Origin of the sequence: Pseudomonas sp. AM4(2022) (assembly GCF_036346515.1) — a bacterium.
Lineage (GTDB): Bacteria > Pseudomonadota > Gammaproteobacteria > Pseudomonadales > Pseudomonadaceae > Aquipseudomonas > Aquipseudomonas paracarnis.
Map to the genome: position 1 here is coordinate 202,541 of NZ_JAOTNW010000006.1, position 24,124 is coordinate 226,664.

General features: G+C 61.8%; 22 protein-coding genes and 1 pseudogene. 12 read left to right on the plus strand and 11 right to left on the minus strand.

Going from position 1 to position 24,124, the window contains the following annotated elements:
• Nucleotides 1-85: 85 nt before the first annotated feature.
• Nucleotides 86-547 carry a nucleoside deaminase gene (locus ODQ19_RS10700; RefSeq protein WP_330210001.1) on the plus strand — a complete coding sequence of 154 codons (462 nt, stop codon included), beginning with the start codon at nt 86-88 and terminating at the stop codon, nt 545-547.
• Nucleotides 534-1,721 (plus strand): CynX/NimT family MFS transporter, encoded by a 1,188-nt coding sequence (locus tag ODQ19_RS10705; RefSeq protein ID WP_330210002.1) that lies wholly within the window; start codon nt 534-536, stop codon nt 1,719-1,721. Before ODQ19_RS10700 ends, ODQ19_RS10705 begins: the two co-directional genes overlap by 14 nt.
• Here the strand turns inward: ODQ19_RS10705 and ODQ19_RS10710 are convergent.
• Complete coding sequence (locus ODQ19_RS10710; protein WP_442962736.1) at nt 1,692-3,977, minus strand: TonB-dependent receptor; 2,286 nt, start codon at nt 3,975-3,977, stop codon at nt 1,692-1,694. The genes ODQ19_RS10705 and ODQ19_RS10710 overlap by 30 nt on opposite strands.
• A 185-nt stretch (nt 3,978-4,162) precedes the next feature.
• Here ODQ19_RS10710 and ODQ19_RS10715 point away from each other — a divergent pair, with 185 nt between their 5' ends.
• From ODQ19_RS10715 to ODQ19_RS10725, 3 genes and pseudogenes are all read left to right on the plus strand, one after another.
• Nucleotides 4,163-5,107, plus strand: a complete 945-nt coding sequence (locus tag ODQ19_RS10715; protein WP_330210004.1) for a LysR family transcriptional regulator — start codon at nt 4,163-4,165, stop codon at nt 5,105-5,107.
• A gap of 21 nt (nt 5,108-5,128) precedes the next feature.
• Nucleotides 5,129-5,304: pseudogene (locus ODQ19_RS10720) on the plus strand (diadenosine tetraphosphate hydrolase); the annotation flags it as partial.
• Nucleotides 5,305-5,546: 242 nt separating this feature from the next.
• The gene (locus ODQ19_RS10725; protein ID WP_116666342.1) at nt 5,547-7,154 is read left to right on the plus strand and encodes an alkaline phosphatase family protein; all 1,608 of its coding nucleotides are present in this window, start codon (nt 5,547-5,549) and stop codon (nt 7,152-7,154) included.
• A gap of 125 nt (nt 7,155-7,279) precedes the next feature.
• Here the strand turns inward: ODQ19_RS10725 and ODQ19_RS10730 are convergent, their stop codons facing one another.
• Nucleotides 7,280-8,185: a TauD/TfdA dioxygenase family protein gene (locus ODQ19_RS10730; protein WP_116666343.1), complete on the minus strand. Its 906-nt coding sequence runs from the start codon at nt 8,183-8,185 to the stop codon at nt 7,280-7,282.
• A 183-nt stretch (nt 8,186-8,368) separates the two neighbouring features.
• Here ODQ19_RS10730 and ODQ19_RS10735 point away from each other — a divergent pair, with 183 nt between their 5' ends.
• A complete protein-coding gene (locus ODQ19_RS10735; RefSeq protein WP_116666344.1) occupies nt 8,369-9,289 on the plus strand; it encodes a LysR family transcriptional regulator in 921 nt (306 codons plus the stop codon).
• Between the two features lie 104 nt (nt 9,290-9,393).
• Here the strand turns inward: ODQ19_RS10735 and ODQ19_RS10740 are convergent, their stop codons facing one another.
• Nucleotides 9,394-10,395 (minus strand): ABC transporter substrate-binding protein, encoded by a 1,002-nt coding sequence (locus tag ODQ19_RS10740; RefSeq protein ID WP_330210005.1) that lies wholly within the window; start codon nt 10,393-10,395, stop codon nt 9,394-9,396.
• A 279-nt stretch (nt 10,396-10,674) separates the two neighbouring features.
• Here ODQ19_RS10740 and ODQ19_RS10745 point away from each other — a divergent pair, with 279 nt between their 5' ends.
• Both ODQ19_RS10745 and ODQ19_RS10750 read left to right on the plus strand, forming a co-directional pair.
• Nucleotides 10,675-12,273 (plus strand): ABC transporter permease, encoded by a 1,599-nt coding sequence (locus ODQ19_RS10745; protein WP_330210006.1) that lies wholly within the window; start codon nt 10,675-10,677, stop codon nt 12,271-12,273.
• On the plus strand, nt 12,270-13,085 hold the full coding sequence (locus tag ODQ19_RS10750) for an ABC transporter ATP-binding protein (protein ID WP_330210007.1): 816 nt from the start codon (nt 12,270-12,272) through the stop codon (nt 13,083-13,085). Before ODQ19_RS10745 ends, ODQ19_RS10750 begins: the two co-directional genes overlap by 4 nt.
• Here the strand turns inward: ODQ19_RS10750 and ODQ19_RS10755 are convergent.
• Nucleotides 13,072-14,145 carry a fatty acid desaturase gene (locus tag ODQ19_RS10755; RefSeq protein ID WP_330210008.1) on the minus strand — a complete coding sequence of 358 codons (1,074 nt, stop codon included), beginning with the start codon at nt 14,143-14,145 and terminating at the stop codon, nt 13,072-13,074. The two genes, ODQ19_RS10750 and ODQ19_RS10755, sit on opposite strands and share 14 nt — an antisense overlap.
• Before the next feature lie 101 nt (nt 14,146-14,246).
• On the opposite strand from ODQ19_RS10755, the gene ODQ19_RS10760 reads away from it, so the two are divergent.
• The 3 genes from ODQ19_RS10760 (at nt 14,247) to uraH (ending at nt 16,352) form a co-directional block, all read left to right on the plus strand.
• Nucleotides 14,247-15,251, plus strand: coding sequence for an AraC family transcriptional regulator (locus tag ODQ19_RS10760; RefSeq protein ID WP_330210009.1), 1,005 nt, complete (start codon nt 14,247-14,249; stop codon nt 15,249-15,251).
• A gap of 189 nt (nt 15,252-15,440) precedes the next feature.
• A complete protein-coding gene (locus tag ODQ19_RS10765; protein ID WP_330210010.1) occupies nt 15,441-15,914 on the plus strand; it encodes a GlcG/HbpS family heme-binding protein in 474 nt (157 codons plus the stop codon).
• A gap of 27 nt (nt 15,915-15,941) precedes the next feature.
• Nucleotides 15,942-16,352, plus strand: coding sequence for a hydroxyisourate hydrolase (uraH, locus tag ODQ19_RS10770; RefSeq protein WP_014716425.1), 411 nt, complete (start codon nt 15,942-15,944; stop codon nt 16,350-16,352).
• Here the strand turns inward: uraH and ODQ19_RS10775 are convergent.
• Nucleotides 16,347-17,033 carry a Crp/Fnr family transcriptional regulator gene (locus tag ODQ19_RS10775; protein ID WP_330210011.1) on the minus strand — a complete coding sequence of 229 codons (687 nt, stop codon included), beginning with the start codon at nt 17,031-17,033 and terminating at the stop codon, nt 16,347-16,349. The genes uraH and ODQ19_RS10775 overlap by 6 nt on opposite strands.
• Nucleotides 17,034-17,116: 83 nt before the next feature.
• Between ODQ19_RS10775 and ODQ19_RS10780 the strand changes: the two genes are divergently transcribed.
• Nucleotides 17,117-17,644, plus strand: coding sequence for an Mpo1 family 2-hydroxy fatty acid dioxygenase (locus ODQ19_RS10780; RefSeq protein ID WP_330210012.1), 528 nt, complete (start codon nt 17,117-17,119; stop codon nt 17,642-17,644).
• 107 nt (nt 17,645-17,751) lie between these two features.
• Here ODQ19_RS10780 and ODQ19_RS10785 read toward each other — a convergent pair whose 3' ends face one another.
• From ODQ19_RS10785 to dibA, 6 genes are all read right to left on the minus strand, one after another.
• Nucleotides 17,752-18,720, minus strand: a complete 969-nt coding sequence (locus ODQ19_RS10785) for a sulfate/molybdate ABC transporter ATP-binding protein (protein ID WP_330210013.1) — start codon at nt 18,718-18,720, stop codon at nt 17,752-17,754.
• A gap of 3 nt (nt 18,721-18,723) precedes the next feature.
• Nucleotides 18,724-19,596, minus strand: coding sequence for a sulfate ABC transporter permease subunit CysW (gene cysW, locus ODQ19_RS10790; RefSeq protein WP_014716421.1), 873 nt, complete (start codon nt 19,594-19,596; stop codon nt 18,724-18,726).
• 13 nt (nt 19,597-19,609) lie between these two features.
• Nucleotides 19,610-20,428, minus strand: coding sequence for a sulfate ABC transporter permease subunit CysT (gene cysT, locus ODQ19_RS10795; protein ID WP_003187564.1), 819 nt, complete (start codon nt 20,426-20,428; stop codon nt 19,610-19,612).
• Between the two features lie 141 nt (nt 20,429-20,569).
• A complete protein-coding gene (locus ODQ19_RS10800; protein WP_003187562.1) occupies nt 20,570-21,580 on the minus strand; it encodes a sulfate ABC transporter substrate-binding protein in 1,011 nt (336 codons plus the stop codon).
• 64 nt (nt 21,581-21,644) lie between these two features.
• Nucleotides 21,645-21,827 carry a sulfur starvation response protein OscA gene (gene oscA / locus ODQ19_RS10805; RefSeq protein ID WP_003170956.1) on the minus strand — a complete coding sequence of 61 codons (183 nt, stop codon included), beginning with the start codon at nt 21,825-21,827 and terminating at the stop codon, nt 21,645-21,647.
• Between the two features lie 295 nt (nt 21,828-22,122).
• A complete protein-coding gene (dibA, locus tag ODQ19_RS10810) occupies nt 22,123-24,039 on the minus strand; it encodes a phosphodiesterase DibA (RefSeq protein WP_330210014.1) in 1,917 nt (638 codons plus the stop codon).
• Nucleotides 24,040-24,124: the final 85 nt, after the last annotated feature.

Below are 24,124 nucleotides of genomic sequence, written 5' to 3' on the forward strand. Positions count from 1 at the left end.
CCACTGATTGGCATGTTTATATTTAATTTCAGAATACCTTGCTGGCTGACCATACTTCACCTTTCATCGCATCCGGGGGCCTTGTATGACCAACGATCAACCACACCTGCAACGCGCTATTGCCTTGGCCCGCGCCAACGTCGCCCAAGGTGGCCGCCCCTTCGGCGCGGTGCTGACGCGCAACAATGAGGTGCTGGTGGAAGCCGTGAATGAGATCCACCTGACCCAGGACCCCACCGCCCACGCCGAGCTGCTGGCGATCCGCGCAGCGAGCCGACAACTGGGTGCGCGCCTGGAAGGGTGCGTGATCTATGCCAGCGGACAGCCTTGCCCGATGTGCTTGAGCGCCATGTACCTGTGCGGTGTAGAACGCGTAGTGTTTGCCGCCAGCAACGAAATGGCCGAGCCGTACGGCCTGTCGACCGCAGCCATCAGCCAACAGGTCGGCCTGCCTATCGGCGCGCAACGCCTGCCCATCCAGCACCTTCCCGACGCCGCAATGACTGCGCTGTATCACCTGTGGAAAACCCTGCATGACCCTGAATAAATCCCTCGCCGGCTGGGGCCTGCTGGTGGTGCTCGGCCTGAACCTGCGCCCCATCCTCAGTTCCATCAGCCCGCTGCTCGGCGAGATTCGCCAGGCCACCGGCCTGAGCTTTCAGAGCAGCGCCCTGCTCACCAGCCTGCCGGTGATCTGCATGGGGTTGGTGGCACTGGTCGGCGTGCGCGTGGAGGCGCGCCTGGGCGAGCGTCGCGGCATCGCCCTGGGCTTGTTGATGATTCTGCTGGCGTGCCTGGCGCGCTGGCTGATGGGCCAGGCTTCGGCACTGCTGGTGACCGCGCTGCTCGGCGGCGCGGGCGTGGCCCTGATCCAGGCGCTGGTGCCGGCGATGATCAAGCGCGAATTCCATCACCGTGTGCCCGTGGCGATGGGGGTGTATTCGGCGTCACTGATGGCCGGCGGCGGGTTGGCGGCGCTGCTCAGCCCGGTGGTGGCCACGCACTTCCAGCAATGGCAGGCAGGCCTGGGGGTGTGGCTCTTGCCGGCGCTGGGTGCGTTGCTGCTGTGGGCCTGGCTGCCGCTGGGCGCCGCACGCAATCCACAGCAGGCGCCTGCGTTCAAAGGGTTACGCAACCGCCGCGCCTGGCTACTGGCGCTGTATTTCGGCCTGGTCAATTGCGGCTACATGAGCATGGTCGCGTGGCTGCCGGCCTACTATCAGCAACTGGGTTGGGGCGTGCTGCCCAGCGGGTCGTTGCTGGCGTTCATGACGATTTTTCAGGTGACGGCCGCCCTGCTGATGCCGGTGCTGGCGCAACGCGGTATCGACCGCCGCCCATTGCTCAGCATCAGCCTGCTGGCGCAAACCATCGGTTATCTGGGCCTGATCGTTGCGCCGCAGGAATATCCCCACCTGTGGGTGGCCTTGTGCGGCTTCGGGTTAGGGGCGTGCTTTGCCCTGAGCCTGCTGCTGACCCTCGACCACCATCGCGACCCACGCCAAGCAGGGCAACTGGCGGCGTTCGTGCAAGGCGTGGGCTTTTTGATCAATGCGATTTCGCCGTGGCTGACCGGTTGGCTGCGCGAGCTTACCGGCAATTTCGTCAGCGCCTGGGTGGTGCTGACGGTGACGGTGGTGGCGATGCTGCTGGTGACGCGGGTGTTCAGCCCGGCCACCTATCGCACCGACCTAGAAGTCGTAGCGCCCAGTCACGCCTAGGGTGCGTGGCGTGCCCAGCAGGCCCTCGTAACCGCCATTACCACCGGTCCACAGGGTGGTGTAGTAGGTTTTGTCGAAGGCGTTTTTCAGCCACAGCGACACATCCCACTGCCCTTGGTCATAGTCGCCGCGCAAACCGGTAGACAGGTTGACCACCGCATACGCCGGGATCTGCCCGTAGTCGGAATCTTCCACCGTGCCCACCGCCTTGGAACGGAACGCGTAGCTGGCGGTGACGTAGGGTTCGAAGCCGTTCGCCAGGTTCCACTTGTACTCGCCGTTGGCGTTGGCGATCCACTTGGACGCACCCACCACCTGATGACCGCTCAAGTCGCAGGACGCCGGCGCACCGGGACGTAGGCTGGTTTCCGGCGGGCATGGCGCATCCTTGTAAGACAGGTACGTCACGTCATTGAAGGAGCCGTTGATGTTCAGGGTCAGGCCCTTGATCGGCACGAGGGTGCTTTCCACTTCCACGCCCCGCGAGCGCACCGAGCCGGCGTTGGTCAGGTACTGCACGCGGTTGTCCTGGTCGTAGGCGTTGGTCTGGTAGCCGTTGACCTGAGTCCAGAACAGGTTGGCATTGAGCTGCAGGCGGCGGTCCCACAACGTGCTCTTGAAGCCCAGCTCGGCGTTGTTGGCACGCTCGGTGCCGATCAGCAACGAGTCGGCTCCGGCTGTCGGCGCAGAACCCACCGCCAAGTTCACACCGCCGGACTTCTCGCCATGGGACAGCGTCGCGTAGCCCAGCAGGTTTTCAGTGAAGTGATAACTGAGGTTGAGCAGCCCCGACGGCGTCGCGCTGTATTGCGACAGGTTACCCGAGTCATAGGCCCCGGTACGCCCACGCCGCGCCGTGGCGGCGGCCCCGCTGACCGCCGCGCCACCGACTGGCGCATTGCGCGTGACCCAGGCGCTTTTCTCTTCGTAGGTGCCGCGCACACCGGCAGTGAAATCCAGGCGCTCGGTCAGGTGCCAGGTGCCTTGGGCGAACAGCGCGAAGCTGTCGGTGCGGATATGCCCGTTGCCCACACTGCTCACGTTGCTCAGCGCACCGGCAGGCGTGCCGTTCCAGATATCGGCCTTGGGCCCGTAGTAGGCAAAGGATTTGTTATCCAGGTCGGAGCCGAAGTAGTAGGCGCCGAGCACGTAATCGAAGAAACCACCGCTGGGCGACGCCAGTCGGAATTCCTGAGACCACTGCTTATCTTCCACCGAAACCCCGGCGTTATACGACGCCGGTACGTTGAGGCCGTCATCGTTGCGCGGGGTGAAATTCCACCAGCGGTAAGCACTCACCGAGGTCAGGGTGAAGTCGCTGGGCAGCGTCCAATTGGCTTCCAGCGACGTACCGCCCTGGAACACCGTGACGTGCTGGTCGTTGTCCAGGTTGACCTTGCGATGGGTGCCGTCCACCAAGGTTGCGCCCGCCGCGTTGGCCCGGGATTGATACAGGTTGGTGCCATTGATGGTCGGCCCGGTGCTGTACAGCACGCGGGTGCCGGCGCTGGAGTCTTCTTCGTTGTAGTCGCCGATCCAACGCAGGTTGAAGGCCTCGCTGGGCTTGTACAGCAGTTGCCCGCGAAAGCCCTGGCGTGAACCGCCGTTCAGATCATGGCCGTCGTGTTCATTTTTGATGTCGCCGTCGCTACGCGTGCGATAGGCCGAGAAACGCCCCGCCAGGTCATCGGTCAGAGGGCCGGAAATCGTGCCCTTGGTCTGAAAATAACCGTCCTCGCCCAGGGAGGTTTCGATGCTGCGCTCCGGGGTAAAACTCGGCGCGCGGGTGCTGATATTGATCACGCCAGCGGTGGTGTTCTTGCCGAACAACGTGCCCTGGGGGCCGCGCAAAACCTCAAGCTGCTCAATGTCCATCAGGTCGAACACCGCCATGCCCGGGCGCCCGAGGTAGACGTTGTCGATATACAGCCCCACGCTGCCTTCCAGGCCATCGCTGGCCGGGTTGTTGCCCAGGCCGCGGATCGACACGCTGGACTGGCGCGCATGCATATAGGCGACGTTGACGCTGGGCACCAATTGCTGCAAATCCTGGATGCGATACACCCGCTGGGTTTCCAGGGCCTGGCCGCCGACCACGCTCATGGGCGTCGGCACGGCCTGGGCACTTTCGGTACGCCGCCGGGCAGTGACCGTGACAGTTTCCAGTTGGCCACTGGCGCTTTCGCCCTTGCCGGCAGGCGCGGGGGTTTCAGCGGCCTGGGCCGGCGACCAACTGGTGCTGCCGGCCACCAACATAGCCAGGGGCAAGGATTTGAACAGACTCATAAGCGGCTCCAAAACCCCGGAATACTCGTCGCCTTATATTCCAAAAGGTTATTTATTTATGTTTTTACGAACATTTACTGCATAAGAGATAGCCTTTATAAGGAGTCGACGTAATGCATAGCCAATGCATTTCCCGGATATTTTTGATGTGAAAAATGCATATCGACCTGCGCCAGCTTCGCCACTTCATCGCCCTTGCCGAACAGCGCAGTTTCGTCGCGGCAGCAACGGCAGTGAACCTGTCGCAGTCGGCGTTCAGCCGCAGCATCCAGGCCCTGGAACACAGTGCCGGCTGCCAACTGGTGGACCGTGGCCGCAAAGACCTGGCGCCCACCAAGCAAGGCCAGGTGCTGCTCGAACATGCACGGCGCCTGGTCAGTGGCGCACAACAACTGGCCAACGAAATCAGCCAGTTCAACGGCCTGGAAGCCGGTGAACTGCGTTTCGGTTGCGGCCCCGCGCCGGCAGCTGGGTTAATCCCACGTGCCATCGGCAGTTTTATCGGGCGCTACCCCAAGGCCCGTGTGCAGTTCCAGGTGGACGACTGGCAAAGCCTTAGCAAGCGCCTGCTCAGCGAAGAGTTCGAATTCTTCGTCGCCGACACCCGCCACTTCGAAGCCAACCCCGACTACCACACCCACCGCCTGCGCCCGCGCCGTTGGCACTTCTGCTGCCGCGCCGGGCACCCCCTGGCCGCGCGCAACAGCGTCAGCGCCGCCGAACTGATGAGCTACCCGCTGGCAGTGACCATCCGCCCGCCGAACCTGCGCAAAGTCATCGTCGACCTCAGCGGCCGGCCGGATTACCAGCCCAATGTGGAATGCGAAAACGGTTACAGCCTGATGGGCGTGGTGCTGCGCTCGGACGCCATCGGCATCGTCAGCGCCAACAGCGACGTGCTGCACATGGCTCGCGGCGAACTGGTGTGTTTGCAGATTGAGGGATTGGACGAAAACCTGGAGGAGCGCTACACCCGCTACGGAATCGTCAGCCGCGCAGGGTATCGGTTGTCGCCGCTGGCGCAGGCGATGATTGAGCAGATCAAGGAGATAGATGAGAGGGACGAGGATGCTTATGCGTTGGAAAATATTGCGGTCTGAGTCAGCGGTGAACGCAGGCCTGCCAAATTATTCCCGATGCACGGGACCGGGGAAGATAGCGCCTTCAAAAAATCAGCTCGACCCAGGACAAATATTTTGAGCGTTATGAAGGCTATGTCTCCTCCCATGACGCTGCCAGGGCAGATGATAAAGCGCTGGCAGAGCTGGCTGCTCACATCAGGTCCTTCGCCGGGTAAGCCTGCTCCCACCATTTGATCGCGGGGTGCCAGGTAGATATGTATCTGCTGTCAGGCCGTCATCGCAGGCAAGCCAGCTCCCACAGGGAAATGCATTTCAACTGTGGGAGCTGGCTTGCCTGCGATGACGTCAGCAGCCACACCCATGCACTCAATGCATCGAACCCAGTCCCCAAATGCACTTGCCAGAGCGCCCCTCGAACGGCGAAAAAACCCACCTGTCCTCCGTTCGGTAAATTCCTATGTCTGACCCCAAACCCGTGCGCAACGTGCTCTACATCATGTGCGACCAACTGCGCCGCGACTACCTGTCCTGCTACGGCCATGCCCATCTGCACACGCCGAATATCGACCGCCTGGCCGCCGCTGGCGTGCGTTTCAGTCGGGCCTATACACAGGGCACCATCTGCGGCCCGTCGCGTATGTCGGCCTACACCGGGCGCTATGTCAGCAGCCATCAGGTGGCCTGGAATGCGGTGCCGCTGCCGCTCGAAGAGCTGACGATCGGCGACTACCTGCGCCCCTACGGCATCCGCACCGCCCTGGTGGGCAAGACCCACGCCACGCCAAACCTTGAGGCCTTGCAGCGCCTGCAGATAGACCCCGACAGTGCCCAGGCCGAGCCGCTCAATGAGGTCGGTTTCGACGCGTATCTGCGTCACGACGGCATCTACCCCGACAGCCCGCTGTTTGACGATAAGCGCGAGTCCGCGCCCTACACCCAGTACTTGCGTGAACACGGCTACAGCGGCCGCAACCCTTGGCATGAATGGGCCAACGCCGCCGAAGGTGAACATGGCGAAGTGCTCAGCGGCTGGCACATGCGCAACGCTGGCAAGCCTGCACGGGTGGCCGAGGAGCATTCGGAGACCGTCTACACCACTGACCGCGCCATCGACTTTATCCGCGAGCAGGCCGAACAGCCTTGGTGCCTGCACCTGTCGTATATCAAGCCGCACTGGCCCTACATCGCGCCGGCGCCTTATCACGCCCTGTACGGTACCGAGCATGTGCAGGCGCCGATTCAACCTGAGCACACCAGCGATCACCCGGTGTACCAGGCATTTCGCCAACACCAGGAGAGCCAGAATTTTTCCCGTGACGAGGTGCGCCTCACGGTGATTCCGACCTACATGGGCCTGATCAAACAGATCGACGATCAACTCGGGCGGCTGTTCGATTTTCTGCAAAGCACTGGCCGCTGGGACGACACGCTGATCGTGTTCACCAGCGACCACGGTGACTTCCTCGGCGATCATTTCCTCGGTGAAAAAGAATTCTTGCTGGAGCCTGCGGTGGGTGTACCGCTGATCGTGCGCGACCCGCGTGCCAGCGCCGATATCAGCCGCGGCACCGTAGACGAGCGCCTGGTGGAAACCATCGACGCCCTGCCCACCTTCCTCGACGCCTTGGGCTTGCCCGCCGCCGACCATCGCCTGGAAGGCCGCTCATTGATTCCATTGCTGCAGGGCGCACAACCCACCTGGCGCCGCTATGCCATTGCCGAATATGACTACGCCTTCCAGGCCCCCGCTCGCGAGCGCCTGGAGCAACCCATCGACCGTTGCCGCATGACCATGGTGCGCAGCGAGCGCTGGAAGTACCTGGCGTACGACGGCTTTCGCCCGCAACTGTTCGACCTGGAAAACGACCCGCAAGAACTGCACGACCTGGGCAGCGATCCTGCCTATGCCGAGGTGCGCGAGACGCACCTGGGTTATCTGTTCGACTGGCTACGCGGTTTGAAGCGGCGCACCACCATCAGCCACACGGAGGTTGAAGTACGCGGGCAGTGGTTTCGTTATGGTGAGCCAGAGGCAGAGAAAGTGGTGAAGATCGGAGTCTGGTAAACACCATGAATCCAAATGTGGGAGCGGGCTTGCTCGCGAATGCGCGGTATCAGTCGAAGTATTCATCAACTGACCCAATGCATTCGCGAGCAAGCCCGCTCCCACATTTTTAATCCTCACCCGGCTTAAAGACCTTTAGTGGTTTTGCTTGATTGCCCCTGCACCCCCACCGGCACATCCCCCTTGAGCGTAACCCGGCGCACGATGCGCTCCTGGGTGCCGTAGTCGTCCACCGCGTAATGCTGGGTGGCGCGGTTATCCCAGATCGCCACGTCACCGGTGTTCCAGCGCCAGCGCACGGTGTTTTCCAGGCGGGTGACGTGGCCTTGCAGCAGGTTGAACAACTGCGCCGACTCTGCCTGTGAGTAGCCTTTCAGGCGTTTGACGAAGTGCCCCAACAGCAGGGTTTTCTCACCGCTGACCGGATGCACGCGCACCACCGGGTGTTCGGTTTCGTACACCGTGGAAGTGAACACTTTGCGGTATTCCTCCAGCTTCTCCACCGCCACATCCGGCTTGCGGGCGGCATAGTCGTATTCGTTGCTGTGCACCGCCCACAGGTGGTCAGCCAGTGCGCGCAGCTCCACGCTGAGGTCGTTGTAGGCCGCGGCTGTGTTGGCCCATACGGTGTCCCCGCCGGAAGCCGGCGCCAGCACCGAACGCAGGATCGAAGCCTTAGGGTAGGCATCGACGAAAGTCACGTCGGTGTGCCAGGAATTGGCGCGCTGGCCACGGGTGCCATCCAACTCCATCAGGAACCGCGTGCCATCCCGCACCGGCACCGTCGGGTGGGCAATCGGCTCGCCGAGCAGGTGAGCAAAGGCTTCCTGGCTCTGGTCGTCGAGATGGGTTTGTTCGCGGAAGAAGATCACCTTGTATTGCACCAGCGCCTGCTGGATGGCCTCGACGGTGGCGGCATCCAGCTCACCGGACAGTTTGATGCCACGGATTTCGGCGCCGATCCGCCCGGCTACCGGGTGAATATCGAGTGGTTGGGCGACGGGTTGAACGGCTAATGCGGCGTTGCTCATTGTGATGACCCTCATGTGCCTGCGAAATGGTGGGGGACGCTTCCAGCAACGCTCTATCCATATGCAATTTAGGTCTAGCAAATGAATGAATGCTTCGTTGACGGAATAAGAGCTTGCATTTAAAACCTCAGCTTGCTCGGTCGCAAATGCCTTCGACCTATTTTTAAAATGCCGGGAAAGCATATGGATCTTCGCCAACTGCGCTACTTCATCGCCCTCAACGAACACCGCAGTTTCGTGCGTGCCGCGGACGCCATGGGCATCACCCAACCAGCGTTCAGCCGCAGCATCCAGGGGCTGGAACAGGAGTTCGGTTGCGTGTTGGTAGACCGTGGCCACAAGGACTTGCGCCCCACGCCGGAAGGCCAGGTGGTGTTGCAGCACGCCCTGAGCCTGGTGCATGGCGCAGCGCTGCTGAGCAGTGAAGTGACGCGCATGACCAAGCTCGACGCTGGCGACCTGCGCTTCGGCTGTGGCCCGGCGCCAGCCGTGAAACTGGTGCCGGATGCGGTGGCGCGGTTTATCAGCGCCCACCCGAAAATCCGCACCACGTTTCAGGTGGATAACTGGGAAACCCTTAGCCGCCGCTTGAGCCGTGAAGAGATCGAATTCTTTATCGCCGACATCCGCCAGTTCGAGGCCGACCCGAACTTCCAGACCCGCGCACTCACGCCCAAACGCGGGGTGTTTTTCTGCCGCCCCGGCCACCCCTTGCTGGCCAAGGACAGCCTGTCCACCAACGATATGTTCGACTACCCGCTGGCGGCGCCGCTGATCTCCCAGGGCATTCGCAAACTGCTGGCGAACCTGAGTGGGCGTATGGATTTTTCCCCGAGTATCCAGACCGAGCACTTCCCGGCACTGGTGAGCATCGTGCTGCAAACCAATGCCATCGGCGTCGGCACTGAAGAAGCCTTTGCCGAGGACATTGCCAGGGGGGCGCTGGTGCTGCTGCACTGGCGCAACTTGCCGCAGCACATGGACACCCTGAGTGCACGCTGCGGCATTGTCAGCCGCACGGGGTCGCGGTTGTCGCCGGCGGCGAAGGCGATGATCGAGACGTTGGTGGAGGTGGATAGCCAGCAGGTAAGTGTGGCGGTTTGAAGGGCCTCATCGCAGGCAAGCCAGCTCCCACATTTGAGCGGTGTACACATTCAAGTGTGGGAGCTGGCTTGCCTGCGATAGCGATAGCCCAGGCACCGACAAGCTCAGAGCCCAGCCGCCACCAACCCAGGCGCCACCCAATCACTCACCTGAAACGACTTGCGAATCAACTTTTCCCTGGACGCCAAGTCCACCGCATCCTGCAATTTGCCAAGGAACACCGGGTCCAGTGTGGAGGGGAAAACTTCGCTGAGTTTCTGGTCTTTCAAATCATTGGTGAGGATCACCGGCGGGTAACTGGCCAGCCCTGACACCAGCGCGATGTACGCCTGTTTGTTGTTGTCATCGGTCAACCACTGCACCGCTTGCTGCTGAGCCTTGAGCAACGTGGCCACGGCGTCTGGGTGTTCATCGACGAATTTGGCGCTGCCCACCAGCACGGCCTGGATGCTGCCGGCATCGCCCAGGTCCTTGGTGGTCAGCGGTATCTCTGCCAAACCTTTGGCCTGCAACGCCGTCAGGGTGGAACCGCCCCAGGTGGCGTCAATCTGCTTGGCGGCCAGGGCGGCAGCGGCCGCGTTGAAATCCAGGTTGATCACCTTCAGGTCCTTCTCGCTCAAGCCCTGGCTGGCCAATGCGCTGTCGAACGACAGCTGGCTGGCCGTGCCTCGGAACACCGCCACGCGCTTGCCCTTGAGGTCTTGCAAGGTCTTGATGCCGGAGCCCGGTACCACGCCGAGGTAGTGTTTCACTCCTCGTGCAGAGGCGCTGAGCAGCCGCGTATCCAGGCCATTGGAGCGGCCGATGATCGCTGCCAGGTCGCCCAGATAGGCCAGGTCCACCTGGCCGTTGGCGAACGCTTCATTGATCACCGGGCCGGCGCCCTTGAAGTAATTCCACTGGATCTGGATGCCTTGGTCGGCAAAGGCTTTTTCAAAGATCTGCTGTTCACGCAACACGTCGGTGATGCCACCGCCGCTGTGCTGGCTGCCGGCACTGAGGTCGGGCACTGCGATGCGGATTTCCTTGAGGTCGGCAGCATGCACCAACCCGGCCAGGGCGGTGCCGGCGAACAGGCTGATCAGACGTTTAAAGGGCAGTTTCATAAGCGCAGCTCCTGGTGGGCGACGGTCGCCTGGGGAGCAAAAAGTAGGCACAGACTGAACAAAACTTTAAATACTATAAATTTACAATTTAATAGCTTTTAGAACTATGCAAGAAAACACGCAGGCTCCAGCGGGGTATGCACAAACAGCATCGAAAATATTCTTCGAATGCATTGGATGCGTGAGGGCGTGAGGCTTTAAATGACTTTTCTTATCACGCAATCATCTTGATCACACTTTTATAAGATCGAAATCACATAACGCATTCGGAGGTCCTCCATGGCCCGGATTTCACTTCTGAGCCTGCCGCTGGCGGCCCCGTCCAAAGGCTTCGCGTCGCGCTGGCCGCAGCTGGGCGAGCGTTTATTGCCGTGGCTGCTGCCGCTCACGCTGTTTGCCTTATGGTGGCTGGCCAGCCGCAATCATTGGATGAGCGAGCAGATTCTGCCCACCCCCGCCCTGGTGTGGAGCAGTGCGGTGGAACTGGCCGGCGGCGAGTTATGGAGCCATCTGGCGATCAGCTTGCAGCGCCTGTTCTGGGGCCTGCTGGCCGGTATCAGTGCCGGCGCGATACTGGGTGCGTTCCTGGGCTTCAGTGCGCGCGCCGAGCGCTTGGTATTCCCGACCTTCAGCGCGCTGGCGCAAGTGCCGACCCTGGCCTGGATTCCTCTGTTCATGGTGTTTTTCGGCATTGGCGAAACCCTCAAACTGGTGGTGCTGGTCAAGGCCATCGTGGTGCCCGTGACCCTGCATACCCTGGTGGGCGTTCGCGACGCCCAGCCCAACCTGCGCGAAGCCGCCCGTGTACTGCGCCTGCCTGGCCACTTGCTGATCCGCCGCCTGGTCCTGCCCGCCGCACTGCCTGCGTTCATGGCCGGCGTGCGTCTGGCCCTGGCCGCCGGCTGGACCTCCCTGCTGGCCGTGGAGTTGCTGGCCTCCAGCGAAGGCATCGGCTACCTGATGGTGTGGGCGCGCCAGTTGTTCATGCTCGATATCGTCTTCGTGTGCATCGTGGTCATTGGCGTGCTGGGTGTGGTGATGGACCGCGGCATCGGCTGGCTGGATCGCAAGTGGGTGCACTGGCCTCACCCCGCCACTGCGCAGATCCGCCGCGGGCCACACTATGAAGGCTGGCAACGCCTGCAGCCCTGGTTGTTACCCTTGCTGTTGTTGGCGCTGTGGCAGGCAGCGACGCAACAGGGCTGGGTAGACCCGAACATTCTGGTCAGCCCCTGGACCGTGCTGCAAACCACCCTGGCCGGCGGGCTGGATGGCAGCCTGACTACCGCCCTGGGCAAAAGCCTGGGCCGGGCCCTGGGCGGCTTGCTGCTCGGCGGCAGCCTGGGGTTTGCCATGGGCTTATGGCTGGGGTTGTCGCGGCGCAGTGAACGACTGCTCGGCCCAACCTTGTCCGCGCTGCGTCAGATTGCGATTTTCGCCTGGGTGCCGCTGTTGACCGCCTGGTTCGGCCTGGGTGAACTGGCCAAGTGGGTGTTTATCGCCCTCGCCGCCTTCTTCCCGTTGTTTATCGCCACCCAGCGCAGCGTGCTCAACCTGTCGCCCCAGCTGCGCGAAGCCGCGCAGGTGCTGCGCCTGAACCTCTGGCAACGCCTGCGCCGCCTGGTGCTGCCGGGCGCTGCGTCGGGGATTTTCGCCGGCCTGCGCCTGAGCCTGATCTACGCGTGGATGGGCACCCTCGGCGCCGAATATTTCATGCCCTCCAATGGCGGCATCGGCAGCCTGATGATCGGTGCCCAACAGCTGCTGCGCATGGACCTGATCATGAGCGGCATGCTGCTGGTCGGCCTCACCGGCGCCACCCTCAACCTGCTCGGCCAACGCCTCGAAACCCGCGCCACTCGCTGGAGACACGCATGAACGCATCGATTGTCAGCTTCAACCACGTGGGCAAGTCCTTCGACGTCGATGGCTTCGAACTGGAAGCCATCCGCGAATTCAACCTGGAGGTGGCCGAAGGGGAATTTGTCGCGATTGTCGGCGCCAGCGGTTGCGGCAAGTCCACCCTGCTGCGCCTGTTGGTGGGGCTCGATACGCAGTATCGCGGCGAGATCCGGGTGGATGGCAACGCCGTCAGCGGGATCGGCGGCGAACGCGGCATTGTGTTCCAGGAACACCGGCTGTTCCCATGGCTGACCGTGGCGCAAAACATCGGCCTGGGCCTGGTCAACGAGCCGCTGAGCGAGGCCGAGCGCACGCGGCGCATCGGTGATTTTATCGAGCTGGTGGGCCTCACCGACTTCACCCGCGCCTACCCCCACCAACTCTCCGGCGGCATGGCGCAACGGGTGGCGATTGCCCGCGGCCTGGTGGCCAGCCCGCGCATCCTGTTGCTGGACGAGCCCTTCGGCGCCCTCGACGCGCTGACCCGCCAGCAGATGCAGGATGAACTGTTGGCAATTCGCGCCCGCGCCAGGATCACCACGGTGCTGGTCACCCATGACGTGGAAGAGGCGATTTTCCTCGCCGACCGCGTGGTGGTGATGGAGCCCAGGCCCGGGCGCATCAAGCAAATAGTCGACATCGCCCTGCCCCATCCGCGCCAGCGCAGCAGTTTTGAATTCCACCAACTGCGCGAAGAACTGCTGCACGAACTGATCAGCGATGACCACTACCAACCGCCCGTGCGCGAACAGATTCGCGATTTGCCCCTGGCGTTTATTGCCTGCTGAGGTGAGCTAAATCGCTGTGTGCCTGCTCGAGTCGCTCGAAGCGGTTGGCGCGGGCAAAGGTGCCAAAATCATTGAAGCGCACCCCCATCTCGGCCATCACCTTATGCGCCACCTTGGTGGTCATCTGGCGGATGTAGAACGGCTCTTTCACCACAAAGTGATGGATGCCATGGGTGCTGCCGAAGTTGAAGCAGAACGCCTGCAACGGCCACAGCCACCAAGGGTTCAGCACTTGGGTTTGCTGGATCACATTGCCCAGCTCCACATCGCCGTAGTAGTGCATGTTGGAGCTGACAAAGTGCAGGCAGAAGGTGCGCAACACATTCGGGCCGATGATCACCACCGCAGCGATATCGATCACCTGCATCACCTGCAAGGTACCGGCTGACCACTGAATGGGCGCGCCCATCAAACTGGCAATCCCATTGGCGGCATGAAAGCCCAGGAAGACGTACCACGCGCCCCAATGCAGCAAGGCCAGCGGTGCGTACACCAGCAGCACGCGCTTGAGGATGCTGAACCTGTGCGGCCAGGTCTTGGCGCGCAACAGGCGGATCAAGGCCGACATCATGTTGTCCCCCACCATCAGCAACCGCGCGATGCCCCAGGGTTCGCCATTGGTGATCGCGCGCTCTTCCATGTCGGCCTCGGTGCCCGAGACCTTGTGATGGTTGAGGTGCAAATGCCGGCGTATCCATGGGTTGATGGTGCTTGGCCGTGCCAGCCATACCAGGCCCATCATCAGGTTGTGGGGCACGCGCTGTTTGCGAAAGTACATGCTGTGGATCAGGTCGTGTTCCAGCTCGTGGGTGAGCGAGGCGAAGAAGGCATTGAGCAGCAGACACACCCACCAGGCCATATGACCGCTGATATAGAGCGCTGCCGAGCCGAACATGCCCAGCAGGGCAAAGGCCAGGATGCCTGCGCCCAGTGCGTCCTGATGCAACAACCAGGGGTGCCGCTGGCGCAAGCGCACGCCTTCGGCCATCACGACCTCGCGGATATGTGCCGAACGCTGTTGTGCGTTCAACGGCTGGGGGCTTGCAGAAGTACCGTCCATGCTTCCATTCTCTTGTGAAGTGATGCCTGAATCCTGCACCTAACCCTAGCGCAGGACGCTAGCCGCGCACGCCAATCTGTTGACCACAAGCGCCAATTGCCATGACCGAACCCACTTCCCTCGCCAGCTGGACCCGTGCCCTGCGCAAGCAGCTCGACGCCTTGGGCCTCGACAGCGCCGCGCTGTGCGCCGAGGCCGGGCTCGACCCGCAGCAGATGGACGACCCCAATGCCCGCTACCGGTTGTCGGCCACCACGCGCTTATGGGCGCTGGCGGTACAGGCCAGTGGCGACCCGGCGATTGGGTTGCGGGTGTCGCGGTTTGTCAGCCCCACCACCTTTCATGCGCTAGGTTACGCATTGGTGGCCAGCGGCAGCTTGCGCGAGGTGTTCGAGCGCATCGTGCGCTATCACCAGGTGGTCAGTGATGCCCTGGACCTGGAGCTGAGCCGCCACGACGACGTCTACCGTTTTCGCCTGCTCCAACCCCCAGGCAGCCCTGCGCCCGCGCCGGAAGCGATCGATGCGTTTGCGGCGATCTACGTACGCACCTGCCGCAACCGCCTCGGGCGCGACTATGCGCCGTTGGCCGTTTACCTGCGGCGCCAGGAGCCCGCCGACCCCAAGCCGTGGCACAGGGTATTTCGCGCGCCGGTATGGTTTGCCGCCGACGAAGACCGCCTGGAATTCGCCGCCAGCGACTTCGACAGCCACCTGGACGACGCCAACCCGGAGCTGGCCGAACACAACGAAACCGTGCTCAAGCGCACCCTCGCCCAACTGCAACCGCTGACCTGGGAGCGCAAGGTGCGCGCCGCCATCGAGGCGCAATTGCCGGACGGCGAGCCAAGCGCCGAACGCATCGCCCAAGCGCTGCACTTGAGCCTGCGCAGCTTGCAGCGGCATCTGGCCGATGAAGGGTGCCGGTTTGACGCCCTGCTCAATGAATGCCGGCAAAACCTGGCGTTATTGCACCTGCGCGACCCGCAGTGCTCATTGGCCGAGATCAGCCATTTGCTGGGGTTTGCCGATACCAGCAGTTTCAATCGTGCGTTCAAGCGCTGGACGGGGATGACGCCGGGGCAGTTTCGCGACGGGTTGCAGTAGGAAGGGCCTCATCGCAGGCAAGCCAGCTCCCACAGGGGAATGGGTTCACATCATGTGGGGCTTGCCTGCGATGAGGCCAGTACAACCACCAAAATTCCCTGAGTTTGATTACAAACCTGTCATCCAATTGTGCGGCTTTTGTCCGCGTCCGCTGGTTACCGTGACGGCCTGCTTTCTGGAGCCCTCACTATGTACCGCACTGCCTTGTTCCTGAGCCTCGCCGTGGCCACCGCCGCCCAGGCGACGCCGCAATTGCCACGCCACGCCGAGCTGGATTTGCACACCGCTCGCCAACTGGCCGACGCCAGCCTGGCCCATTGCACCGCAGCGCTGACCATACTCGACCGCGGTGGCAACCTGTTGCTGGGCCTGCGCGCTGATGGTGTCGGCCCGCACAACAGCCTCGCCAGCCAACGCAAGGCGTACACGGCGCTGTCGACAAAAACCCCGACCCGGCTGTTTGCCGAACGGGCGCGCAATAACCCCGAGGCCGCCAACCTCAACAGCTTGCCCGAGCTGCTGTTGCTCGGCGGTGGCGTGCCGCTGTTTGCCGACGCCGAACTGGTCGGTGCGCTAGGCATCGCCGGTGCCGGTGGCGCCGCGCAGGATGAAGCCTGCACCGTGCAGGCCGCCGAGCAACTGGGCTTGAAAATCACCCCTTGATTCCACTTCCCTTAAAAGGACTTCGCGATGAAAACCTTGAGCATGACCCTCGCCGCACTGAGCCTGAGTGGCCTGTGCAACCTGGCCCTGGCCGACGGCAACCCGCTGAGCGTGCACGTACTCAACCTGGAAAACGGCCTGCCAAGCGCCGGTGTCAACGTGACCCTGGAACAGCACGTGGGCGATAAATGGCAGTCGCTGTCTGAAGGTGTGACCAACCAGCAAGGCCGCATCGCCGAGCTGTTCCCGGCCAACCGCAGCATGCAGCCGGGCGAGTACCGCGTGGTGTTCAAGACCGGCGATTACTACAAGAAGGCTAACCGCGAGACGTTCTTCCCCGAGGTGCCGGTGATTTTCCAGGTCAAGCAAGCCGACCAGCACTACCACATCCCGCTGCTGCTCAGCCCTTACGGCTTCTCCACCTATCGCGGTTCATAGGCCCGCGGCCAGCCGCAGCCCATTGAGGTCGCGTATCTCGATGGCGCCGTAACTCAAGCCGATAATGCCCTGTTGCTCCAGCGCTTTGAGCAGACTGTTGATAGTCTGGCGCGACAGGCCCAGCATCGCCGCCAGGTCTTCCTGGGGCAGTTGCAGCACGCGGCGCGCCTGCTCCACTTCGCCGTAGCCTTGGGCGATCATCAACAGCCGATGGGCCAGCCGCTTTGAGGCGGGCATCAGGCTTATCTGTTCGATATTGATCAACGACAGCCGCAGTTTATGGCTCATCAACAGCGCCATCTCCCGCCAGAACAGCGGATGCTGTTCGAGAATGCCGAGCATCGCCGCCTGCGGTACCTGCAACAGCCTGCATGGGCCGGTGGCCAGGGCATCGTGGGTGCGCGGCAGATTGTCGAACAGGCAGATCTCGCCGAACCAGTAGGGCGTTTCCACCAGGCTCAACACCGCTTCCTTGCCTTGGGCACTGACCGCACTGATGCGCACCGTGCCTTCCAGCACCGCATACACGCCGCACGGCGGGTCACCGCGCTTGAACAGGTACTGCCCCGCGGTCAGCACACGCAACCGCGCCGCCTCCAGCAAGCTACGCTGCAAGTCAGGCGGCAAATGGCTGAACCAATGACCGCGAGCCAGTTGCGCGTGCCATGTCGCTGTGTCCATGCGAACTCCGAAGATTGTCGCCCAGTTGACAGTTAGGCACCGACTGACAGGGCATGATCAAACATCCTACAGGAGGAACAACAATGAAAAGCCTCGTCGACCACCTCAGTCAATACGCCGCGTACCACCGCGACCCACGCAACATCGCCAGCCACTTCATCGGTATTCCGTTGATTGTAGTGGCGGTGGCCGTGCTGCTGTCGCGCCCCGAATGGTCAGTGGGCGGGCTGTGGCTATCACCTGCGGTGCTGCTGGCGTTGTTTTCGGCGTGTTTTTATCTGCGCCTGGAACTGGCCCTGGGGGTGCTGATGACGGTGCTGATGGGCTTGTCGGTGTGGGCCGGGCATGTGCTGGCGACGCAAAGCACGGCGGTGTGGCTGAGCAGCGGCGTGGGGATGTTTGTGGTGGGCTGGGTGATTCAGTTCGTCGGGCATTACTACGAAGGCAGGAAGCCTGCGTTTGTGGACGATGTGTCGGGGCTGATCGTGGGGCCGTTGTTTGTGGTGGCGGAGTTGGCGTTTTTGCTGGGGTTGCGGCAGGACCTCAAGCGGCAGATTGAAGAGCGTTCGGGGCCCATGACTCGCCGCGACCTTAAGCCAAGCGAGGTCTAAATGTGGGAGCGGGCTTGCTCGCGAATGCGGTGTGTCAATCACTGCATCTGTTACTGCACTACCGCTTTCGCAGGCAAGCCAGCTCCCACAGGAGTTTTGTGTTGGGCTTAGGTTTTGGGTTTGAAGAACAGGGTCTCGCCCCGCGCCAGGCCGGTGAGGCTGTCATGGTCTTTCACCACTTCAGCCTCGATCAGTTCACTTTGGCCCTCAACCTTGAGCGTAACCCGCGTGGTCGCGCCCAACGGCCGAATATCCCGCACTTGCGCCGCATGGTGATCTTCCAGTTCATGGCGTGACAACGACACTTCGTGAGGGCGGAACAGCACGTGCTGGTCTTCACCCAAATGCAAGCGGTTGGAGTCACCCAGGAAGTGATAAACAAAATCGCTGGCCGGGTTTTCGTAGACGTCGCCCGGTGAACCGATCTGCTCGATCACGCCCTTGTTCATCACCACGATACGGTCGGCAACTTCCATGGCCTCTTCCTGGTCGTGGGTCACGAATACCGAGGTCAGGTTAATGTCTTCGTGCAGGCGCGCCAGCCAGCGGCGCAGTTCTTTACGCACCTTGGCGTCGAGGGCGCCGAAGGGTTCGTCGAGCAGCAACACCTTGGGCTCCACCGCCAGGGCGCGGGCCAGGGCGATACGCTGGCGCTGGCCACCGGAGAGTTGTTCCGGGTAACGGTCGGACAACCAATCAAGCTGCACCATGTTCAGCAGCTCATGAACCTTGCTCGCGATCTGGCTTTCGGTGGGGCGCTGGTTTTTCGGCTTCATGCGCAGGCCGAAAGCGACGTTGTCGAACACGGTCATGTGACGGAACAACGCGTAGTGCTGGAACACAAAGCCCACGTTGCGATCACGCACATCGTGGCCGGAGACGTCTTCGCCATGGAACACGATGCTGCCAGCATCCGGGGTTTCCAGGCCGGCAATGATGCGCAGCAGCGTGGTCTTGCCGCAGCCGGACGGGCCCAGCAACGCCACCAGCTCGCCACTCTGGATATCCAGGTTGATGCTGTCCAGGGCCTTGAAGGCGTTGAAGTTTTTGCTGACATTACGGACTTCGATCGACATGACTTATTCCTCACCCGCGCTGTTGCGCAGGCGGTTGATTCGGTTCTCGCTCCACTGCTTGAGCAGCAGGATGAAGAGCGCCAGGATCAGCAACAGGCTGGCCACCGCAAACGCGGCAACGTGGTTGTATTCGTTGTAAAGAATCTCGACATGCAGCGGCAGCGTGTTGGTGACGCCGCGAATGTGACCTGACACCACCGACACCGCGCCGAACTCACCCATGGCCCGTGCCGTACACAGCACCACGCCGTAGATCAGGCCCCACTTGATGTTCGGCACGGTGACGTGCCAGAACATCTGCCAGCCATTGGCGCCCAGCAGGCGCGCGGCTTCTTCTTCCTGGGTGCCCTGCTCCTGCATCAGCGGGATCAACTCACGGGCCACGAACGGCACGGTGACGAAGATGGTCGCCAGCACGATGCCCGGCAGGGCGAACACGATCTGGATGTCATGCTCTTGCAGCCACGGCCCGAAGAAGCCCTGGGCGCCGAACATCAACACGTACACCAGGCCGGCGATCACCGGCGAGACCGAGAACGGCAGGTCGATCAGCGTGACCAGGATGCTCTTGCCACGGAACGAGTACTTGCTCACGCACCAGGCGGCGCTGACGCCGAACACCAGGTTGAGCGGCACCGAAATCAGCACGGCGATCACCGTGAGTTTCAGCGCCGACAGCGCGTCTGGTTCAAGGATTGCGGTGAAGAAGGTGCCGAGGCCGTTCTTTAAGCCCTGGGACACCACCACCAGCAACGGCAGCAGCAGGAACAGCACGAATACCAGCCAGCCAAGGCCGATCAGGATACGTCGCGAGGTCGCGCTGCCACGGCGGGCGGCGTTGGCCGAGGACGCGGCGGAAATAGACGATTGGGACATGTTCCGCGCCTCCTTATGGACGTTCGATGCGCCGCTGCAACAGGTTGATCAGCAGCAGCAAGACAAAGGACACCACCAGCATCAGCACACCAATGGAGGTGGCGCCGCGGTAGTCGTATTGGTCGAGCTTGACCATGATCAGCAATGGCAGGATTTCGGTTTTCATCGGCATGTTGCCGGCAATGAAGATCACCGAACCGTACTCACCCACGCCTCGGGCAAACGCCAGGGCGAAACCGGTCAGCCAGGCGGGCAACAATGCCGGCACGAGGATGTAGCGGAACACTTGCAACGGCTTGGCACCGAGGCAGGCGGCGGCCTCTTCGATTTCCCGGGGGATATCGGCCAGTACCGGCTGCACCGTGCGCACCACGAAGGGCAACGTAACGAACGTCAGCGCCAGGGTGATACCCAGGGGGGTGTAGGCGATCTTGAAACCCAGGTCGGCGGCAAACTGGCCAACCAGGCCGTTGGGCGCGTACAGCGCCGTCAGCGCGATACCGGCGACGGCGGTGGGCAGGGCGAACGGCAGGTCGATCATCGCGTCGATGACCTTGCGCCCGGGGAAGGTGTAGCGCACCAGCACCCAGGCCAGCAGCGTGCCGATCACGCCGTTGATGAGTGCGGCGTACAGCGCGGTGCTGAAGCTCAGCTTCAAGGCCGCCAGTACGCGAGGTGCGGAAATGATGTTCCAGAACTGATCCCAGGTGAGTTGAGCGGCGTGTACAAACATCGCCGCCAGGGGGATGAGTACGATCAGGCTGAGGTACACCACGGTGTAGCCCAGCGTCAGCCCGAAGCCGGGTATGACGGGGGAGATACGACGCGACATAAGAGTCCTTGGTTAAAGGGTAAACACTACTGTAGGAGCGAGCTTGCTCGCGAAGAACTCAAAGGCACCGCGCTCATTCAGCCTGTACGCGTTATCGTTGAAGATCTTCGCGAGCAAGCTCGCTCCTACAGGTACTTTGGCTTATTGCGCCGTGTAGATCTGGTCGAACACGCCACCGTCATTGAAGAATTTCGGTTGGGCAGTTTTCCAGCCGCCGAAGTCTTTGTCGATAGTCACCAGGTCCAGTTTCGGGAACTGCTGGGCGTATTTGGCGGCGACTTTTTCATCCCGTGGACGGTAGAAGTTCTTCGCCGCAATCTCCTGGCCCGCCGGGCTGTACAGGTGGTTGAGGTACGCCGTGGCGATCTCGGTGTTGCCCTTTTTCTCGGCGTTCTTGTCGACCACGGCCACAGGCGGTTCCGCCAGGATCGACAGGGACGGCACGACGATGTCGAACTTGTCGGCGCCGCCGTCTTCCTTCAAGGCGAGGAACGCCTCGTTTTCCCATGCCAGCAGCACATCACCCTGGCCGTTGTTGACGAAGGTAATGGTAGAACCGCGCGCGCCGGTGTCCAGTATCGGGACGTGCTTGAACAGCTCTTTGACGTATTCCTGGGCCTTGGCTTCGCTGCCGCCGGCCTTGAGGCCGTAGGCCCAGGCGGCGAGGAAGTTCCAGCGTGCACCGCCGGAGGTTTTCGGGTTGGGCGTGATCACCGACACGTCTTTCTTGATCAGGTCGCCCCAGTCCTTGATGCCCTTGGGGTTGCCCTTGCGCACCAGGAACACAATGGTGGAAGTGTACGGCGTGCTGGCGTCCGGCAGGCGGGTCTGCCAGTTCTCCGGCAGGGTTTTGCCCAGCTTGGCGATTTCGTCGATGTCACCGGCCAGGGCCAGGGTGACGACGTCGGCGCGCAGGCCATCGATCACCGCCCGGCCTTGTTTGCCCGAGCCACCGTGGGACTGCTGGATCTTGACGTTGTCGCCGGGGTGGGACTGTTTCCAGAAGCTGGTGAATTCAGCGTTGTAGTCCTGGTACAGCTCACGGGTGGGGTCGTACGAGACGTTGAGCAACTCGTAGTCCTTGGCAACGGCGGAACCGGCAAACACGGCACTGGCCAATGCGGCCAAGGCATAACGGCGAATCGACGACATAGAAGCTCCTGAAATTCTTGAGTGTTGGCTTTTCTTGTAATTGCGGGTCTATCGCCGTTCTTGCTCAGCTCGGTTTGTTACCGGGGTTCTGCAGACGGAATTTTTCCTTGCGTTCGATCTGTACCACTTGGGCGTTGTGTACGGTGATTTCCACCGCGCCAAACCGCAGGTCGCGCAGGGCGCTCTGGATTTCACGCAAAATGGCTGCTTCGTCCTGGCCGTCAACGCTACGTAGAGATGCGCTCATGGTCTCGCTCCTGAAATGAGAAGTGCCTGGCAGTGGCGGCACTGCTTGCGGCGTGAGAGCGATAGTAGATAAGCGCGGATATTCTTAAAAATACTATTTAAGAATGTTTATATAACCAGAAAGAATTTTCTGACCGGGCATGGGGTTGCAAGGGTTTTCACAGAAAAAACTTTCCTGCCCAGGCGCCGCAGAACCCTGTGGGAGCTGGCTTGCCTGCGAAAGCGGTGGTGCAGTTACAGATGCAGTAACTGACACACCGCCTTCGCGGGCAAGCCCGACTCCCACATTGACCGCGTCAGTCCTGGCGGATCAGAGGTGCTCGGGTCCAGTCGATTTCATCAGCCGGCATCGGCCGTCCAAACCAATACCCCTGGCCCATGTCGCATTCCTGATCCAGCAGGAACCGCGCCTGTTCCACCTGCTCGATCCCTTCGGCATGCACCTGCATGCCCATGCTTTTGGCCAGGGCGATCACCACGCGCACAATCGCCGCGTCGTCTTCGTCCCACGGCAAGCCCGCCACAAAGCCCTGGTCGATCTTGAGCTTCTGCACCGGCAGGCGTTTGAGGCGCAGCAACGAGGAATAGCCGGTGCCAAAGTCGTCGATCGCCAGGCGCAGGCCCAGTTCGCGCAGGCGGTGCAGTTGCTCCAACGCGACCTCCGGGTCGTCCATCACTGCGCTCTCGGTGACTTCCAGCTCCAGGAAGGCCGGATCCAGCCCAGTGGCGTGCAGCACTTGGGCCACTTGCTCATACAGCTCGCGCCGGGCAAACAGGCGGCTGGAGACATTGATTGCGATAAAGCTCAGCGGCGCGCCGTCGGCCAGCCATTGGCACATCTGGCGGCAGGCCTGGTCCATCACCCATGCATCGATGTCGGCAATCAGCCCGGTGCGCTCGGCGATGGGGATGAATTCGCCCGGGGGTACCAGGCCGCGTTCCGGGTGCTGCCAGCGCACCAGTGCTTCAACGCCGACCAAACGGCTGTCGTGCAGGTCGTGCACCGGCTGGTAATAGACGCGCAGCTCATGTTGGTCGAGGGCGCGGCGCAGCTCGCCAGCGATTTCCACCCGGTGCTGGGCGTGGGCGGTCAGCTCTTCGGTATACAACGCGTAGCCTTCGCGCCCGGCGCTCTTGGCCTTGAACAACGCGGAATCGGCGTTGCGCAGCAATTGTTCGGCGCTCAGGGCGTCACTGGGGAACAGGCTGATACCGATACTGGCGCTGATAAACAGCTGGTTGCCGTCAAAAATGAACGGATCCTTCATGGCGTTGAGCATGCGCTGCGCCAAGGCCGCCGCTTGCACCACCTGCGGGCAGCTTTCTGCCAGCACGGCAAATTCGTCGCCCCCCAGGCGCGCTAAGGTCACCCCCGGCCCAAACAGGCCGCTCAGGCGTTCGGCCACCAGCTTGAGCAATTGATCGCCGACGTTATGGCCCAGGCTGTCGTTGATGATCTTGAAATGGTCCAGGTCCATCAACAGCAGGGCGCAGCCACGCTTATGCACCTGCGCAGAGGCCAGGGCCTGCTCGGCGCGATCGGTAAACAAGAGGCGGTTGGGCAGGTCGGTGAGCGGGTCGTGATGGGCCAGGTGCGCCAATTCGTGCTCAGAGTTCTTCATGGCGCTGATGTCCGAGAACACCGCGACGTAGTGGCTGACCTTGCCCTGGTCGTCGTGAATCACGCGGATGGTTTGCCACTGGGGGTAAACCTCGCCGCTTTTACGTCGGTTCCAGATTTCGCCGCTCCATTCGCCGGTGCTTTCCAGGGCCTGGAACATTTGCTGGTAGAAATGCGCCGAGTGGCGCCCGGACTTGAACAGGCTTGGCCGCTGGCCCATCACGTCGTGGCGCTGGTAGCCGGTGATCTCCATGAACGCGCGGTTGACGTGCACGATCAGCCCCTGAGTATCGGTGACCAGCACCCCTTCGCGGGTGCAATCGAACACCGCAGCGGCCTGGCGCAGGCGCTCGCGATTTTCTTTCAAGGGTTGTTGCAACGCGTGGGCGCGGGCAAAACGCCGGCCTATCCAGTAAATGAGCAACGCGCTGAGGCTGACCCCCACGTACCCACGCGCCTGCAGCCAGTGCCCCAGCTCCATGGGTTCATCGATAAAGTTGATTAATAGGTAATTGCTGAGCTGGAGCCAAACGATAGAAACCAGCAGGTACACCAACCCCGCACGTAGGGCACCTCGGTATGAAAACAGCATATGCTTAGTAATCCTTACTAAATAACCAGAATCGCCCTACAAAGGATCAGGATTATAGAGGAGGAAACACTTTGTAAGTCTTATC

What these genes read in the sequence shown, in the direction of transcription:
- ODQ19_RS10700 (WP_330210001.1), top strand. Translation starts at nt 86, where the DNA reads ATGACCAACGATCAACCACACCTGCAACGCGCTATTGCCTTGGCCCGC.
- ODQ19_RS10705 (WP_330210002.1), top strand. Translation starts at nt 534, where the DNA reads ATGACCCTGAATAAATCCCTCGCCGGCTGGGGCCTGCTGGTGGTGCTC.
- ODQ19_RS10710 (WP_442962736.1), bottom strand. Translation starts at nt 3,977, where the DNA reads ATGTTGGTGGCCGGCAGCACCAGTTGGTCGCCGGCCCAGGCCGCTGAA.
- ODQ19_RS10715 (WP_330210004.1), top strand. Translation starts at nt 4,163, where the DNA reads ATGCATATCGACCTGCGCCAGCTTCGCCACTTCATCGCCCTTGCCGAA.
- ODQ19_RS10725 (WP_116666342.1), top strand. Translation starts at nt 5,547, where the DNA reads ATGTCTGACCCCAAACCCGTGCGCAACGTGCTCTACATCATGTGCGAC.
- ODQ19_RS10730 (WP_116666343.1), bottom strand. Translation starts at nt 8,185, where the DNA reads ATGAGCAACGCCGCATTAGCCGTTCAACCCGTCGCCCAACCACTCGAT.
- ODQ19_RS10735 (WP_116666344.1), top strand. Translation starts at nt 8,369, where the DNA reads ATGGATCTTCGCCAACTGCGCTACTTCATCGCCCTCAACGAACACCGC.
- ODQ19_RS10740 (WP_330210005.1), bottom strand. Translation starts at nt 10,395, where the DNA reads ATGAAACTGCCCTTTAAACGTCTGATCAGCCTGTTCGCCGGCACCGCC.
- ODQ19_RS10745 (WP_330210006.1), top strand. Translation starts at nt 10,675, where the DNA reads ATGGCCCGGATTTCACTTCTGAGCCTGCCGCTGGCGGCCCCGTCCAAA.
- ODQ19_RS10750 (WP_330210007.1), top strand. Translation starts at nt 12,270, where the DNA reads ATGAACGCATCGATTGTCAGCTTCAACCACGTGGGCAAGTCCTTCGAC.
- ODQ19_RS10755 (WP_330210008.1), bottom strand. Translation starts at nt 14,145, where the DNA reads ATGGACGGTACTTCTGCAAGCCCCCAGCCGTTGAACGCACAACAGCGT.
- ODQ19_RS10760 (WP_330210009.1), top strand. Translation starts at nt 14,247, where the DNA reads ATGACCGAACCCACTTCCCTCGCCAGCTGGACCCGTGCCCTGCGCAAG.
- ODQ19_RS10765 (WP_330210010.1), top strand. Translation starts at nt 15,441, where the DNA reads ATGTACCGCACTGCCTTGTTCCTGAGCCTCGCCGTGGCCACCGCCGCC.
- uraH (WP_014716425.1), top strand. Translation starts at nt 15,942, where the DNA reads ATGAAAACCTTGAGCATGACCCTCGCCGCACTGAGCCTGAGTGGCCTG.
- ODQ19_RS10775 (WP_330210011.1), bottom strand. Translation starts at nt 17,033, where the DNA reads ATGGACACAGCGACATGGCACGCGCAACTGGCTCGCGGTCATTGGTTC.
- ODQ19_RS10780 (WP_330210012.1), top strand. Translation starts at nt 17,117, where the DNA reads ATGAAAAGCCTCGTCGACCACCTCAGTCAATACGCCGCGTACCACCGC.
- ODQ19_RS10785 (WP_330210013.1), bottom strand. Translation starts at nt 18,720, where the DNA reads ATGTCGATCGAAGTCCGTAATGTCAGCAAAAACTTCAACGCCTTCAAG.
- cysW (WP_014716421.1), bottom strand. Translation starts at nt 19,596, where the DNA reads ATGTCCCAATCGTCTATTTCCGCCGCGTCCTCGGCCAACGCCGCCCGC.
- cysT (WP_003187564.1), bottom strand. Translation starts at nt 20,428, where the DNA reads ATGTCGCGTCGTATCTCCCCCGTCATACCCGGCTTCGGGCTGACGCTG.
- ODQ19_RS10800 (WP_003187562.1), bottom strand. Translation starts at nt 21,580, where the DNA reads ATGTCGTCGATTCGCCGTTATGCCTTGGCCGCATTGGCCAGTGCCGTG.
- oscA (WP_003170956.1), bottom strand. Translation starts at nt 21,827, where the DNA reads ATGAGCGCATCTCTACGTAGCGTTGACGGCCAGGACGAAGCAGCCATT.
- dibA (WP_330210014.1), bottom strand. Translation starts at nt 24,039, where the DNA reads ATGCTGTTTTCATACCGAGGTGCCCTACGTGCGGGGTTGGTGTACCTG.